A 13,068-nucleotide genomic window follows, 5' to 3' on the forward strand; every position below is an offset into this window, starting at 1 on the left:
GCGCGACTGCCATGTCAGATACTCTTCCCATCGGCTTGACCTATTTGTCGCCCGTCGGCAACTACAGTCAGCACAATACCCAGGCACTCGGGGGCGTGAGCCACCTGTGGCAGGACTTTTTTGCCCGGGCCATGGCCGAGCAGCAGGAAGAGCCCGTAGACAGCGTCAGCCAGTCGTTCGTGCAGTATGACCAGGACAGCGGCGAACCCATCGGCGGCGCCCGCGCACTGGCGCTGATCGACGCCCAGCGCGCGTGCCCGGTGCAAGACATCGAGGTAGCACCACCCGAGCCGCTGTTCCTGCCCAAGGCAGAGCTTGAAGCCAAGCTGCTGCCCCCTGCCCCCGAGCCATTCAGTGCCCTGGAACTGATCGAGCAGCAGCGTCAGCTCGATATCAGCAACAGCTGGATGCGCCCGGTGGTGATGAGCCAGGGCCAGCCGATTACCGAGCCCGGCCCAGGCCCTACCCCGCGCTCATTGTTCCTGCCCATCGCCGAATTCGAAACCGACCTGCTGGACCCGGCGCCCGAACCGTTTGATGACGCAACCTTGGCCAAGCAGCAGAACGACCTGGAGTTCGACATCCACTGGGCGCGTCCAGTGGTGCTGAACAACTTGCGCGTTCACGCCTGAGGCTAACGGCAGACCTGCCAGCGCCCCATGTCCAGATGAAAGTGGTTATGGTGCGCGGCGTTGTAGCCCGGCCCCAGTACCGTGCTGAAGCTCTCGCAGGCCGCCTGCTGCACTTGGCGCAAGAATTCCGCCTTCTGCCCACCTGCCTGCCAGTCACGCGCCAACACGATGCGCTGGCCGTCCTGCAGGCGAAAACCGCTGATATCCAGTGCATTGGCCGTGGCGTGCTGGCTCAGGCGGCCCTGTTTGCGGTGGTAGACATTGCGGCAGGCGAAACTGCCCAGGTGGTCGACCTGCGTCACCGGTTGCCCCAGCACCCGCTGCGCCACCGGCTGCAAGCCATGTGCTTCGAACAGCGCGTAGGCCACTGCCAGCGGGCAACTGGCCAGGAAGCTGCTGCTGAGCCGCGCCTGGCCGCCTTCGATTCGCCAGGCATTCTGCAACGGGCAGTTGGCCGAATTCGGGCTGTCGGCTTGCGCCCGGTAACGCAACTGGCTGGTTCCCAGCGCCTGGCGGCACAGCGCCGGGTCATCGCGCAGGCGTGCCAGCTTGTAAGGGGTCAACAGGTTGGGCGGCTGACGCACATCCAGCGGCGCCCAGGGGTTCCATGCGCCAGGCAGGCGCCAGCTGTAATGCCAGGCCAGGCCAGCCAACAACAGCAGGCCGGCCAGCAGCGCCAGCACAGGCTTCATCAGCGTCGGAACAGGTCGTTCAGCTGAGCGAACGGCAGTGCCTGCTCTCCATAGCCGAATGTACCCTCATCGCGAATTTCCAGCGCAGCACGGTGGAACGCCCCCAAGGCGGCGCGAGCCAGCGACGAGCCGACACTGATGCGGCGCACACCCAGGTCCTGCAACTGTTTCACGCTCAGTGACACACCCGCCATGCCCATCAACACGTTCACCGGGCGCGGCGCCACAGCCTGCACCACAGCACGAATTTCCTCGACGGTACGCAGGCCCGGGGCGTAAAGCACATCGGCGCCGGCTTCGGCGTAAGCCTGCAAGCGCTTGATGGTGTCGTCCAGGTCCATGCGCCCGTGCAGCAGGTTTTCTGCCCGGGCGCACAGGGTGAACGGGAACGGCAGGCTACGGGCAGCCTGCACGGCGGCGCGAACGCGCTCCACCGCAAGCCCCACGTCATAGATGGGCAATTCGCTGCGGCCACTGGCATCCTCGATGGAGCCGCCCACCAAGCCCGCTTCAGCGGCACGCAAGATGGTATTGGCGCAATCCTCGGGCAGGTCGCCAAAGCCGTTTTCCAGGTCGGCAGCCACTGGCAAGGGGGTCGCATCGACAATCTCCCCGGCATTGTCCAGTGTGTCCTCCAGGTTCAAGGCACCTTCGGCATCCGGGCGGCCCAGGCTGAAGGCCAGGCCGGCACTGGTCGTGGCCAGTGCCTCGAAACCCAGGCTGGCCAACAACTTGGCGGAGCCGGCATCCCACGGATTGGGGATGACGAACGCGCCATTACGTTCATGCAGTGCCTTGAAGGCTTCGGCTCGCAGGGTTTGCACATCCATGAATCAACCTCCGGCAGTCAGGGAAAGGTCAGAGTAGCCCCAGTTGTTCGACCTCGGGTGCGCGCGGCAATTCAGGCAAAGAATCGAGGCCCGGCAGGCGTGCCATCAGGCGTTGATGGAACCGTTGGGCCAGGGCTGCGGCCAGACGATTGTCCGAGGTGTGCAGGAAGATGTAGGGGCTGCGGCCCTCTTCGATCCAGGCGGCGACCTTTTCTACCCAGGGGGTAAGGAAGGCCTCATTAGCCTCCAGCTCAGGGTGGCCAATGAAGCGCACCTGCGGGTGCTGGCTGAAGGCTGCAGGGCGTGGTGGCACCTTGGGTTTCTTGGACTGCGCGTGCAGCACGGCAGCATCGCGTGAAGTGCAACTGAACAACGCACGCGGGTCGAGGCAGATACGCTCCACCCCGCGCTCGTGCAGCAGGCGGTTGAGCAGGCGCTCTTCGTCACCCTTGGCAAAAAAGGCCTGGTTGCGCACCTCCACCGCCACCGGCACGCCGATTTCATCAAGGAAGTGGCAAAGCTCGCCCAGCCGTGCCGGGCCGAACAGCGCCGGCAACTGCAACCAGTACGGCGATACGCGCTGCCCCAGCGGGGCCATCAGGCGTGTGAAATCGAAAGCAGGCTCAAGCTGATCACGCAGGTCACCCTCGTGGCTGATGTCACGGGGAAACTTGGCAGTGAAACGAAAGTGCTCAGGCATCACCTGCGCCCAGCGGGCAAGGGTGCCGGGGGCGGGGCGTGCGTAGAAGGTGGTGTTGCCCTCGACAGCGTTGAACACCTGGCTGTAGAGGCCAAGCATCTGATTGCTGTTGGCGTCGGCGGGGTACAGGTAGTCACGCCAGGCGTTTTCACTCCACGACGGGCAACCGAGAAAATAAGGCAGTGGTGATGGACTCATCCATCAAATGTACAGGTCGAGCCCCAGTACTTCCATGTCCCAATCGGTGAAACCGGCAGTATTCAGGTAACTGGCCAATGCGGTGGCTGTGCGGCGGTCACGGGCGCGGGGGAAGATCATGTCCTGCGGGCGGGCAGGCAAGCCACCGCTGCGGCGGCGGCCGGTGGTTTCCTGAGGCGCCGTGGCGTTCTCTTCGATCACCTCGGCGTCATCGATGGCCTCGTCACGCACCGCTGCCTTGCGCGGCGCGCGCTTGATCGGGTAGGACTGCGATGAGAAACCGTCGATACGCATGGCATGAATACTCAGGACCAATGATGGCAATTTAGCAGCATCAGTGTTCCGTCGCTAATGCTTAAGTGATAACTGGACCACAGATCGCGCAGAAGGTTTGGGGGTTACCGTCGATAACCGACGAACAGCATTCAGTGCTTCTTTGGCGTAGCGACATTATCGCGCAGGTAAACCGGTTGCGCCTGCTCGGCGCCGATCGCTTCGCCACGGGCCCAGGCGAAGCTGGCCAGGCTGAGCACGTCCAGAGCGTTAGGCAAGGCACTGGCGTTGCTGGCAGCCACCTGCACCGCCAGGCGCTCGGCATAGCCCCAACCGGTGCCGGCCCCGAACCACTCGCCTTCGCTATCTGCCGGCAGCGCTACCTGCTCGGGCGGCAACACCGCTTCGCGGCCAACCAGGCGCATTTCGCCCGCCGTGGCCTGATAGCAGCCCCAGTACACTTCATCCATGCGCGCATCGATGGCAGCCGCCACCTGTTGCACGCCCTGCTCGCGCAATGCACCCTGGGCCAGCGCAGCCAGGTTGGACACCGGCAGCACCGGGCGCTCCAGCGCGAAGGCCAGGCCCTGGACCACACCAATGGCAATGCGCACGCCGGTGAAGGCGCCCGGGCCGCGGCCAAAGGCGATGGCATCCAGTTGATTCAGCGCAACGCCCGACTCGGCCAGCAGCTGCTTGATCATCGGCAGCAGCTTCTGCGCGTGCTGACGTGGGATCACCTCGTAATGGCTGGTTACCTTGCCGTCATGCAGCAGCGCAACGGAACAGGCTTCGGTGGCGGTATCCAGGGCCAGCAGGGTGGTCATCGAACGGGTATCCAGGTGCAGGGAAAAGAGCGGCAGTATAAACGACAACGGCCCGCTAGCGGGCCGTTGTCGATGGGTGTCAGGCGCTGGATCAGCTCAGGGCTGCCAGAACCTTGGCGGTGATGGCTTCAACCGAGCCGACACCTTCGATGTGGCTGTACTTCGGCTTGCCGGCGTTGGCGGCCGACAGCTTCTGGTAGAAGTCCACCAGCGGCTTGGTCTGGCTGTGGTAGACCGACAGGCGATGGCGAACGGTTTCTTCCTTGTCGTCGTCGCGCTGGATCAGGTCTTCGCCAGTCTCGTCGTCCTTGCCTTCCACTTTCGGCGGGTTGTACTGAATGTGGTAGGTGCGGCCCGAGGCCAGGTGCACGCGGCGGCCCGCCATGCGACCAACGATTTCTTCGTCGTCCACGGCAATTTCGACCACGGCGTCGATGTCGACACCGGCAGCGACCATGGCTTCGGCTTGCGGGATGGTGCGTGGGAAGCCGTCGAACAGGCAGCCGTTGGCGCAATCAGGCTGAGCGATGCGCTCCTTGACCAGGCTGATGATCAGCTCGTCGGAGACCAGCTGGCCGGCATCCATGACTTTCTTCAGCTCCAGGCCCAGCGGGGTGCCGGCCTTGACAGCGGCACGCAGCATGTCACCGGTGGAGATCTGTGGAATACCGAACTTTTCGGTGATGAACTTTGCCTGAGTACCTTTACCGGCCCCGGGAGCTCCCAGCAGAATTACGCGCATCTTGTGCTCCTCAAATTTTTTTATGAAATTCAATGGATTCGGCAACCAGGGCCAAGTCCGGAAAATCGGGTATGACCCAAAATCGGTCAGAAGGCTGCTCAAGATACACAGCGCCCGGCAGCCAGACAAGCGTCCCAAAGTTGCAGGAATGCGCCACTTGCGGCTGACCTGGCAGGTGGTTGCGCCCGGCGCAACCACCCTCCCCTTACCCATGCAGGGTCTGCACGGCACACATTCAGGGCAGCCCGCACGCGCCCTCAGCCGGTGTTGCGCAGCCCGGCGGCAATACCCGCCACGGTCACCAGCAAGGCCTGCTCCAACGGGCTGTCCAGAGCGGCTTCGCGGCTGCGCGAGCGAGCCAGCAACTCGGCCTGCAGGCGGTGCAGCGGGTCCAGGTAGGTGTTGCGCAGGCTGATGAATTCCAGCGTTTCGGGGCTGTGCGCCAGTAGCACCGGCTGCCCGGTCAGGCCCAGTACCACCTGGCAGGACTGCGACAATAGGTCGCGCAGGTGTGCACCTAAAGGAAGCAAGTGCGGTTGCACCAGACGTTCGTCGTAGGCCTCGGCAATTTGCGCATCGGCCTTGGCCAGCACCATCTCCAGCATGTCGATACGGGTGCGGAAGAACGGCCACTGTTCGCGCATCTGCGCCAGCAGCTCGCCCTGGCCACGGGCCAATGCGTTGCTCAGGGCCGTTTCCCAGCCCAGCCAGGCCGGCAGCATCAGGCGCGTCTGGGTCCAGCCGAAAATCCACGGGATGGCCCGCAGGCTTTCGATGCCTCCAGCGCGACGCTTGGCCGGGCGGCTGCCCAGTGGCAGGCGCCCCAACTCCTGTTCCGGTGTCGACTGACGGAAGTATTCGACAAAATCGGGGTTGTCCCGCACCACGCTGCGGTAGGCCTTGACACCATCGGCAGCCAGCTGGTCCATCACCTCACGCCAGGCCGGCTGCGGGGGCGGTGGTGGCAACAGCGTGGCTTCGAGCACGGCAGCCAGGTACAGGTTGAGGTTTTGCTCGGCAATGCCCGGCAAACCGAACTTGAAGCGGATCATCTCGCCCTGTTCGGTGGTGCGGAAACGTCCCGCCACCGATCCCGGCGGTTGCGACAGGATCGCCGCGTGGGCGGGGCCACCGCCGCGCCCTACCGTGCCGCCACGGCCGTGGAACAGCAGCAGTTCGACCTGATGTTCGGCACAAATGCGCACCAGGTTTTCCTGGGCCCGGTACTGCGCCCAGGCCGCCGCCGTAGTGCCAGCGTCCTTGGCTGAGTCGGAGTAGCCAATCATCACTTCCTGCGGGCCGCGCAGCCCGGCGCGGTAACCTGGCAGGCCGACCAGTCGCTGCATCACGGGGCCAGCGTTGTCCAGGTCGGCCAGGGTTTCGAACAGCGGTACCACACGCATGGGGCGGGTAAGGCCGGCTTCCTTGAGCAGCAGTTGCACCGCGAGCACATCCGAAGCGGCACCGGCCATGGAAATGACGTAGGAGCCCAGGGAGGCAGCCGGCGCGGCGGCCACTTCGCGACAGGTGGCCAGCACTTCGGCGGTATCCGCTTGCGGCTTGAAATGCGCAGGCAGCAGGGGCCGACGGTTCTTCAGCTCGGCCTGGAGGAATTCGATGCGCTGCTCTTCATCCCAGTCGGCATAGCGCCCCAGGCCCAGGTAGTCGGTAATCTCGGTCAGTGCGTCACGGTGGCGGGCAGCGTCCTGGCGTACATCCAGGCGGCCCAGGAACAGGCCAAAGGTGACAGCGCGGCGCAGGCAGTCCAGCAGCGGGCCTTCGGCGATCACGCCCATGCCGCATTCGTGCAGCGACTGGTAGCACAGCTCCAGCGGTGCGATCAGGTCGCGGTTATCCACCAGCACGTCGGCGCTGGCCGGTTGGCTGCTGGTCAATGCCGAATGCGCCCAGGCACGCGTCGCCCGTAGCCGGTCGCGCAACTGCTTGAGCACGGCCCGGTAGGGCTCGACAGTGTCGCCAACCTGTTCGCGCAGGGCCTCGTTGGCCTGCTGCATGGACAGCTCCGCAGCCAATGCATCGATGTCACGCAGGAACAGGTCGGCGGCCATCCAGCGGGCCAGCAGCAACACTTCGCGGGTGACGGCGGCAGTCACGTTGGGGTTGCCGTCACGGTCACCGCCCATCCACGAGGCAAAGCGGATTGGCGCGGCTTCAAGCGGCAGACGCAGGCCGGTGGCCTCCAGCAGCGCCTTGTCGACCTTGCGCAGGTGGCTGGGGATGGCGTGCCAGAGCGAATGCTCAATCACTGCAAAGCCCCACTTGGCTTCGTCTACCGGCGTGGGGCGGGTGCGGCGGATTTCTTCGGTGTGCCAGGCCTCGGCAATCAGCCGGCGCAGGCGTTCGCGTACCTGCTGGCGTTCGGCCGGGGTCAGGTCGCGGTGGTCCTGGGCAGCCAGCTGGCCGGCGATGGCGTCGTACTTCTGAATCAGGGTGCGGCGGGCCACTTCGGTGGGGTGTGCGGTCAGTACCAGCTGGATGTCGAGCTTGGCCAGTTGCCGAGCCAGGGCATCGTTACCAAGCCCGGCCTGCTTCAGGCGCGCCAGCAACTCGGGCAGCACACGGGCCTCGAAGGGTTCGGGCTGGTCAGCGTCGCGACGGCGGATCAACTGGTACTGCTCGGCCATGTTGGCCAGGTTGAGGAACTGGTTGAAGGCCCTGGCCACGGGCAGCAGGTCTTCTTCGGCCAGGTCTGCCAGGGTCGAGCTCAGTTGCTCGCCGGGGCCGCGCCGGTCGGCCTTGGCACTGTAGCGGATGTCCTCGATCTTCTGCAGGAACGCATCGCCATGCTGCTGGCGAATGGTTTCGCCGAGCAGCTCACCCAACACATGGACATCTTCACGCAAACGCACATCGATATCGGTCATTGGCCCTCTCTTTGGCGCGGCTCTGGCGCACTCCTGTACACAGCTCTCCCGAAGAGTGCCCCCAGGCTGGAGGCAATGGCAAGCCGTGATCGGCTAAAGCAAACTAAAGTGAAGGCATAACACTCCCATGCCATGCATGCCTTAGCAGGCGTAACCAGAGGTCATCATGAAAATCCGTGAACTCGCCCAGCACTGGGAACAGAATGCCGCCGGCACCCTCAGCCGCACGGGCCATGTCCTGCACCTTGACCTGGAGTCAGAGGCGCGTCTGGCCGCGCTGATCGACATGTACCCCAAACGTACCGCCGAGGAATTGCTCGGCGAACTGGTAGCCGCCGCCCTTGAAGAGGTGGAGGCCAGCTTCCCCTATGTGCAGGGCCGTCAGGTCATCGCCACCGATGAAGAAGGCGACCCGCTGTACGAAGATATAGGGCCTACCCCACGCTTTCTGTCGCTCTCGCGCCAGCACCTGCACAGCCTGAGCAACACCGCTGCCGACAACGACGAATAACCTCCGCGCCACCGTTCCGGGCCTGCTCGAGGCCCGGAATACCGCTTTCGCCCGCGAAAGTTCAAGAAAATCCTCGCTGACCAATCAGTCAGAAATAATCGCTCGTGCGGATCACTTTTTTCGGAACCATTCGAAAAACGATCGAGTCGGAGCCAATAGCCATCACGCTAAAACCCTGCACACCTGTCCTTGTGCACCGTTCAGCTGAAGCGCACGGAGTTGTCAGGGAATGAGCGATGGACTGCTACGGACATCGTCGTAATCAGGAGTGATCCAATGGAGCTGACCACCATGAAAACCCGCACTAGCAAACTGTCATCCACTCACGTGCGCGGGTTCAAGCAGGCCGCGCTGGCCCTGGGCAGTAGCCTGGTCCTGGCCGGCTGTGCTGGCAACCCGCCTACCGAGCAGTATGCCGTTACCCAGTCCGCCGTGAACGCCGCCGTCAGCGCTGGCGGTACCGAGTTCGCCGCCGTGGAGATGAAAGCGGCCCAGGACAAGTTCAAGCAGGCCGAAATCGCCATGCACGACAAAAAGTATGACGAAGCCAAACTGCTGGCCCAGCAAGCCGAGTGGGACGCACGCCTCGCCGAACGCAAGGCCCAGGCGGCCAAGGCCCAGAAGGCCGTGCAGGACGCCCGCCAGGGTGTCCAGGACGTACGTGAGGAAGGCCTGCGCAGCGCTCAGTGAGCCCTGCCCCGCCAACCTTAGCCTTCGCACACGATCAAAGGATGAACACTATGCGCAATTACGTCATGATTCCCGCCCTGCTGGCCCTGAGCGTCGGCCTTGCTGCCTGCTCGCACGACCCTAACGCCAACCTGGAGGCGGCCCGCACCAACTTCTCCTCGCTGCAGAGCGACCCGCAATCGAGCAAGGTGGCGGCGCTGGAGACCAAGGACGCCCAGGACTGGCTTAACAAGGCCGACAAGGCCTACATGGACCGGGAAGACCAGAAGAAGGTCGACCAACTCGCCTACCTGACCAACCAGCGTGTCGAGGTGGCCAAGCAGACCATCGCCCTGCGTACCGCCGAAGGCGAGCTGAAAAACGCCGCTGCGCAACGCGCCCAGGCCAAGCTGGACGCCCGCGACGCACAGATCGCCAAGCTGCAGGACAGCCTCAACGCCAAGCAGACCGATCGCGGTACGCTGGTCACCTTCGGGGACGTGCTGTTCGACTTCAACAAGGCCGAGCTCAAGAGCAACGCCTACCCGAACATCACCAAGCTGGCCCAGTTCCTTCAGGAAAACCCTGAGCGCAAGGTGATTGTCGAGGGCTACACCGACAGCGTCGGTTCGGCCAACTACAACCAGAGCCTGTCCGAACGCCGCGCGGGTTCCGTGCGCATGGCGCTGGTGCGTGCCGGCGTAGACCCTGCGCGCATCGTCGCCCAGGGTTACGGCAAGGAGTACCCGGTAGCGGACAACGGCAGCAATTCGGGCCGGGCGCAAAACCGTCGGGTGGAGGTGACCATCTCCAACGACAACCAGCCGGTGGCGCCACGTTCGGTGAGCCAGGTCAGCCAGTAAGACCGGTTGGCTTAACCCAAGACCCCGCCTTCCTGGCGGGGTTTTTATTTGGGCGTTTGGTCTCGTGCCTTTAGAGATGTGGTGATTGGGAGACCGAGCGCCGCCCGCGCGGCGCATCGCGGGCGGCGCTCGATTTCCCAGGCGCCACAAAAATCACTTCGCTCCCTCACTGCACCTGCTGCGGTGTTTCCTCGCCCATGCAGCGCACGGCACGCTTGCGGTTGTCCACCAGCACGCCGGTCAGGCCTTTCTGCTGGGTGTCGAACAGCACCAGCACGCCATCGACGCACTGGGCCACTTGCGGCGCCGGGTCCAGCGAAACCTTGTAGTCCTCGCCCGGGATGGTCTTGAGCATGGTGAAGTCCTGCAACAACAGGGCATCCTCGGGTTTGGCGAAATGCAGGTAACCGTAGTACCACAAGGCCCCCACCGTCACGATGATGCTGCCGACGCCGGTCAGGATCAGCGGGATGGCGTTGCGCTCTTCACTCATTGCTTGTTCTTCTCGTCAGGGTAATTGGGCACTTCGGCCAGGCGCCGAAGGCCGTTGAAATGGCTGGGGTCATCAAGGAAACGCAGCATCACCTGGCGCCAGGTAGGGTCGGCGAAGGTCTGCACATGGCCGCCTCGGGTCAGCTGCAGTACCCGTGGTGGCGGTGCGTGCTGGTACAGGCGGATGCCGTTGTCCATCGGCACCAGGTTGTCGTCGATGCTGTGGAAGAACAGCTTGGGCGGGCTGCTCAACTGCTCGATCGAACGGATTGCACTGTCGCCGTCCGGCACCAGCCACGACAGTGGCACCTGCAACGGCCAGGTCATCCATGACGTGCTGAGGGCATAGCGCCCTACCCCACGGTAACTGGCCGGTACGCCATCGAACACCAGGGCGCTGAAGCGCTGGCGCTGCTCGGGGTGGGCCGCCAGGTAGTGGATTGCCATGGCGCCGCCAAGGCTTTGCCCCAGCAGCACCAAAGGCTTGCCCTTGACCTCGGGTGCCTGGTCCAGCCAGGCCATGGCCGCCGCGATGTCTTCATACACCTCAGGCAGGGTCGGCGTGCCCTGCGACAGGCCATAGCCACGGTAATCGATCATCAGCACCTGGTAGCCCTGCTCCGGCAGCCAATAGCTACCCCCCAGGTGCCCAGGCAGGTTGCCGCCGTTGCCGTGCAAATGCAGTACCGTGCCCTTCACCTCGACACCCGCCTTGGCCGGCAACCACCAGCCGTGCAGGCGCAGGCCGTCCGACGTGACAAGGGTGACATCGCGGTAGTCGAGTCTGGCCCGTTCGGGGGTGAATGCCTGGCCACGCTCGGGATAGAACAGCAGGCTGCTGCAGCCGCCAAGGCCCAGCAGGACCAGGCCAAGCGCCAGCAGGCGGCAGCACTCAGAGAATGTTCGCGTAGTCGGCTTCAATACGGTCCAGGCTCAGGTGGTTGAGGAAGTTGGAGAAGCACATCCACGCCGACAGTGCGTTAAGGTCGCGGAACTGTTCGGGCAGGTACTTGGGCGGCTCGACCAGCCCCTCCTCCACCAACTGGCGCAAGGTACGCATGTCTTCCAGCGTGGTCTTGCCACAGAACAGCAACGGGATCTGTTCGAGCTTGCCCTTCTTCACGGCCAACTGAATGTAGTTGTAAACCATGATGAAGCCCTTGAGGTAGGACAAGTCCTTGGTGAATGGCAGGCCATTGGGCACCGAGCCGCGGAACACCCGGCTGGCGTTGCTGTAGCTCTGCGCCATCTCGAAGCCTTGCTCGCGGAAGAAATTGAACACCTGGAGGAAATCGGCGCCCTCCTCGACCATGTGGATGGCGCGGGTGCGGTTGGTGAGCTTGCGCAGGCGGCTGGGGTAGGAAGCAAAGGCGATGACCTCCATGAGAATCGCCAGGCCTTCCTGGGTTACCGTCGACGAGGGCGGGCCCTTGGCCAGGAAGGTGCAGATCGGCTGGTTCAGGCCGTTGAGCGTGGTGCCCACATGGACCAGCCCTTCGTGCACTTCGAGGGCACGCACATCACGGCTGTTGAACATGGCATCGGCGCGCACCTTGATGTAGTCGGCGCCAGCGGCGGCATCGGCCACGATCCCGTCAGATTCGAATACCCGAATGGTCTCCTCGGCTTCACCGAACACCTTGTTCAGCCGACGCTGGAGGATATCTACGGCCTCCTTGGCGGTGAGGTTTTTCGGTTCGTCCTTGAGATCGCCACGGCCATCGATGTTGTTCAGGTAATCCGAGAGCATGAGGCCGAGGTCGGCCAAGGTCGGGTCACCGGCGTGGAAGGCATCGGAGGCGGCGCCGTACAGTTCCTGAGAGATGAGGCCGAAATCCTCGGTGCCACGCGCTTCGAGCATGCGCACCACCATGCGGTATTCGCGGCACATGCGCTTCATGATCTGCCCGACCGGGTTGAACTGGCCAAGCTGGCGAATGATGTCGCGCTCGATGGCCTGGAACTCGGCCTTGACCGCGCCGGAGTCGAACGCCAGCGGGCGCGACTGGTAATAAGCGCGGTCGACGGCCGGCGGCTCCTTGCCCTTGGCCTTGAGAAAGCCCTGGCGAATGTTGTCGTCCCACTTCACCGCGTCCAGTACCCGGATCGGGGTCTGGGCTGCAACGATGCGGTCGGACAAGGCGCGGATGGTTCGCTGGTATTCGTCCACCGGGGACTCCTTTCTAGTACAGGCAACTACTTGCCAGAACGCTGGAACCGCGCCACTTCAACGAACAGGTCGGAGTTGGCCGGGTCATCCAGATAGGCCAGCACCCGCGCAGCCGGGCTGTCGATCAGCACGCCGTCGCCGTTGTCTTCCGGCACCTCGATACCACGCCCGGTCAGTTCCTTCTTGTCCACCGCCTGCTGCACCTGCTCGACGTCCAGGTTGTACACCACCAGTTCCTTGCCATCGACGATATCGAAACCGCCAATCAGGAAGTTGCCACCCAGGCGCTTGGGCACGCCGGCCGACAGGTACCAGCGGTTGCCGTGGCGGGAGACGGTGAATACATATTCCTCAGGCTTCTTGCCCTTGGCCGTGGCAACGGCCTTATAGGCATCTGCACCGCTGCGGCTGATGGTCAGCTTCAACGGCTCGCCCCAGGCGTCCTTGCTGCTCCACTTGCCCAACAGGGCCTTGGGCGCCGCCTGGTTACTCGGCAACGGCTCATGGAAGGTCACCAGACAACCGCCCAGCAGCAGGAATGACAAAGTCAACAGCACCACACGCCAGGCTTTCATCAGGTTCTC

Annotated in this window: 15 protein-coding genes; 4 read left to right on the top strand and 11 right to left on the bottom strand. The window is 63.8% G+C overall.

Annotation, left to right across the window (positions count from 1 at the left end; genetic code table 11):
• Positions 1–11: 11 nt before the first annotated feature.
• On the top strand, positions 12–632 hold the full coding sequence (locus FHW75_RS08350) for a hypothetical protein (RefSeq protein ID WP_027615515.1): 621 nt from the start codon (positions 12–14) through the stop codon (positions 630–632).
• Between the two features lie 2 nt (positions 633–634).
• Here FHW75_RS08350 and FHW75_RS08355 read toward each other — a convergent pair whose 3' ends face one another.
• From FHW75_RS08355 to ppc, 7 genes are all read right to left on the bottom strand, one after another.
• Positions 635–1,324: an extensin family protein gene (locus FHW75_RS08355; RefSeq protein WP_084297166.1), complete on the bottom strand. Its 690-nt coding sequence runs from the start codon at positions 1,322–1,324 to the stop codon at positions 635–637.
• Complete coding sequence (locus tag FHW75_RS08360) at positions 1,324–2,154, bottom strand: oxaloacetate decarboxylase (RefSeq protein WP_025753732.1); 831 nt, start codon at positions 2,152–2,154, stop codon at positions 1,324–1,326. The genes FHW75_RS08355 and FHW75_RS08360 overlap by 1 nt, the downstream gene beginning before the upstream one ends.
• 28 nt (positions 2,155–2,182) lie before the next feature.
• The gene (locus FHW75_RS08365) at positions 2,183–3,052 is read right to left on the bottom strand and encodes a DUF72 domain-containing protein (protein ID WP_025753733.1); all 870 of its coding nucleotides are present in this window, start codon (positions 3,050–3,052) and stop codon (positions 2,183–2,185) included.
• A 3-nt stretch (positions 3,053–3,055) separates the two neighbouring features.
• Positions 3,056–3,346, bottom strand: a complete 291-nt coding sequence (locus tag FHW75_RS08370) for a hypothetical protein (protein WP_183673488.1) — start codon at positions 3,344–3,346, stop codon at positions 3,056–3,058.
• A 131-nt stretch (positions 3,347–3,477) separates the two neighbouring features.
• On the bottom strand, positions 3,478–4,152 hold the full coding sequence (tsaB, locus tag FHW75_RS08375) for a tRNA (adenosine(37)-N6)-threonylcarbamoyltransferase complex dimerization subunit type 1 TsaB (protein ID WP_016712962.1): 675 nt from the start codon (positions 4,150–4,152) through the stop codon (positions 3,478–3,480).
• Between the two features lie 91 nt (positions 4,153–4,243).
• Positions 4,244–4,894, bottom strand: coding sequence for an adenylate kinase (adk, locus tag FHW75_RS08380; RefSeq protein WP_016712963.1), 651 nt, complete (start codon positions 4,892–4,894; stop codon positions 4,244–4,246).
• Positions 4,895–5,151: 257 nt separating this feature from the next.
• Positions 5,152–7,779 (bottom strand): phosphoenolpyruvate carboxylase, encoded by a 2,628-nt coding sequence (gene ppc / locus FHW75_RS08385; RefSeq protein ID WP_183673490.1) that lies wholly within the window; start codon positions 7,777–7,779, stop codon positions 5,152–5,154.
• A gap of 166 nt (positions 7,780–7,945) precedes the next feature.
• Between ppc and FHW75_RS08390 the strand changes: the two genes are divergently transcribed.
• The 3 genes from FHW75_RS08390 to FHW75_RS08400 all read left to right on the top strand — a co-directional run bounded on the left by FHW75_RS08390 (position 7,946) and on the right by FHW75_RS08400 (position 9,822).
• Positions 7,946–8,290 carry a hypothetical protein gene (locus FHW75_RS08390; RefSeq protein ID WP_019097635.1) on the top strand — a complete coding sequence of 115 codons (345 nt, stop codon included), beginning with the start codon at positions 7,946–7,948 and terminating at the stop codon, positions 8,288–8,290.
• A gap of 276 nt (positions 8,291–8,566) precedes the next feature.
• Positions 8,567–8,980, top strand: coding sequence for a DUF4398 domain-containing protein (locus FHW75_RS08395; RefSeq protein WP_183673492.1), 414 nt, complete (start codon positions 8,567–8,569; stop codon positions 8,978–8,980).
• Between the two features lie 50 nt (positions 8,981–9,030).
• Complete coding sequence (locus FHW75_RS08400; protein WP_016712967.1) at positions 9,031–9,822, top strand: OmpA family protein; 792 nt, start codon at positions 9,031–9,033, stop codon at positions 9,820–9,822.
• 166 nt (positions 9,823–9,988) lie between these two features.
• On the opposite strand, the gene FHW75_RS08405 is transcribed toward FHW75_RS08400, so the two are convergent.
• Genes FHW75_RS08405 through FHW75_RS08420 form a run of 4 tightly spaced genes read right to left on the bottom strand, consistent with a single transcriptional unit; the run spans position 9,989 to position 13,059 of the window.
• Positions 9,989–10,315 carry a hypothetical protein gene (locus FHW75_RS08405; protein WP_003252219.1) on the bottom strand — a complete coding sequence of 109 codons (327 nt, stop codon included), beginning with the start codon at positions 10,313–10,315 and terminating at the stop codon, positions 9,989–9,991.
• Positions 10,312–11,235, bottom strand: a complete 924-nt coding sequence (locus FHW75_RS08410; RefSeq protein ID WP_025753736.1) for an alpha/beta hydrolase — start codon at positions 11,233–11,235, stop codon at positions 10,312–10,314. The genes FHW75_RS08405 and FHW75_RS08410 overlap by 4 nt, the downstream gene beginning before the upstream one ends.
• Positions 11,207–12,484, bottom strand: coding sequence for a flavohemoglobin expression-modulating QEGLA motif protein (locus FHW75_RS08415; protein WP_019097636.1), 1,278 nt, complete (start codon positions 12,482–12,484; stop codon positions 11,207–11,209). Before FHW75_RS08415 ends, FHW75_RS08410 begins: the two co-directional genes overlap by 29 nt.
• Before the next feature lie 26 nt (positions 12,485–12,510).
• On the bottom strand, positions 12,511–13,059 hold the full coding sequence (locus FHW75_RS08420) for a hypothetical protein (RefSeq protein WP_019097637.1): 549 nt from the start codon (positions 13,057–13,059) through the stop codon (positions 12,511–12,513).
• Positions 13,060–13,068 lie beyond the last annotated feature (9 nt).

Source organism: Pseudomonas sp. OG7 (assembly GCF_014192825.1).
Lineage (GTDB): Bacteria > Pseudomonadota > Gammaproteobacteria > Pseudomonadales > Pseudomonadaceae > Aquipseudomonas > Aquipseudomonas monteilii.

Excerpts from the sequence above, each read along its gene's own strand:
- ppc (WP_183673490.1), bottom strand. The coding sequence starts at position 7,779 with ATGACCGATATCGATGTGCGTTTGCGTGAAGATGTCCATGTGTTGGGT.
- FHW75_RS08365 (WP_025753733.1), bottom strand. The coding sequence starts at position 3,052 with ATGAGTCCATCACCACTGCCTTATTTTCTCGGTTGCCCGTCGTGGAGT.
- FHW75_RS08395 (WP_183673492.1), top strand. The coding sequence starts at position 8,567 with ATGGAGCTGACCACCATGAAAACCCGCACTAGCAAACTGTCATCCACT.
- adk (WP_016712963.1), bottom strand. The coding sequence starts at position 4,894 with ATGCGCGTAATTCTGCTGGGAGCTCCCGGGGCCGGTAAAGGTACTCAG.
- FHW75_RS08420 (WP_019097637.1), bottom strand. The coding sequence starts at position 13,059 with ATGAAAGCCTGGCGTGTGGTGCTGTTGACTTTGTCATTCCTGCTGCTG.
- FHW75_RS08370 (WP_183673488.1), bottom strand. The coding sequence starts at position 3,346 with ATGCGTATCGACGGTTTCTCATCGCAGTCCTACCCGATCAAGCGCGCG.
- FHW75_RS08390 (WP_019097635.1), top strand. The coding sequence starts at position 7,946 with ATGAAAATCCGTGAACTCGCCCAGCACTGGGAACAGAATGCCGCCGGC.
- tsaB (WP_016712962.1), bottom strand. The coding sequence starts at position 4,152 with ATGACCACCCTGCTGGCCCTGGATACCGCCACCGAAGCCTGTTCCGTT.
- FHW75_RS08400 (WP_016712967.1), top strand. The coding sequence starts at position 9,031 with ATGCGCAATTACGTCATGATTCCCGCCCTGCTGGCCCTGAGCGTCGGC.
- FHW75_RS08360 (WP_025753732.1), bottom strand. The coding sequence starts at position 2,154 with ATGGATGTGCAAACCCTGCGAGCCGAAGCCTTCAAGGCACTGCATGAA.
- FHW75_RS08355 (WP_084297166.1), bottom strand. The coding sequence starts at position 1,324 with ATGAAGCCTGTGCTGGCGCTGCTGGCCGGCCTGCTGTTGTTGGCTGGC.
- FHW75_RS08405 (WP_003252219.1), bottom strand. The coding sequence starts at position 10,315 with ATGAGTGAAGAGCGCAACGCCATCCCGCTGATCCTGACCGGCGTCGGC.
- FHW75_RS08350 (WP_027615515.1), top strand. The coding sequence starts at position 12 with ATGTCAGATACTCTTCCCATCGGCTTGACCTATTTGTCGCCCGTCGGC.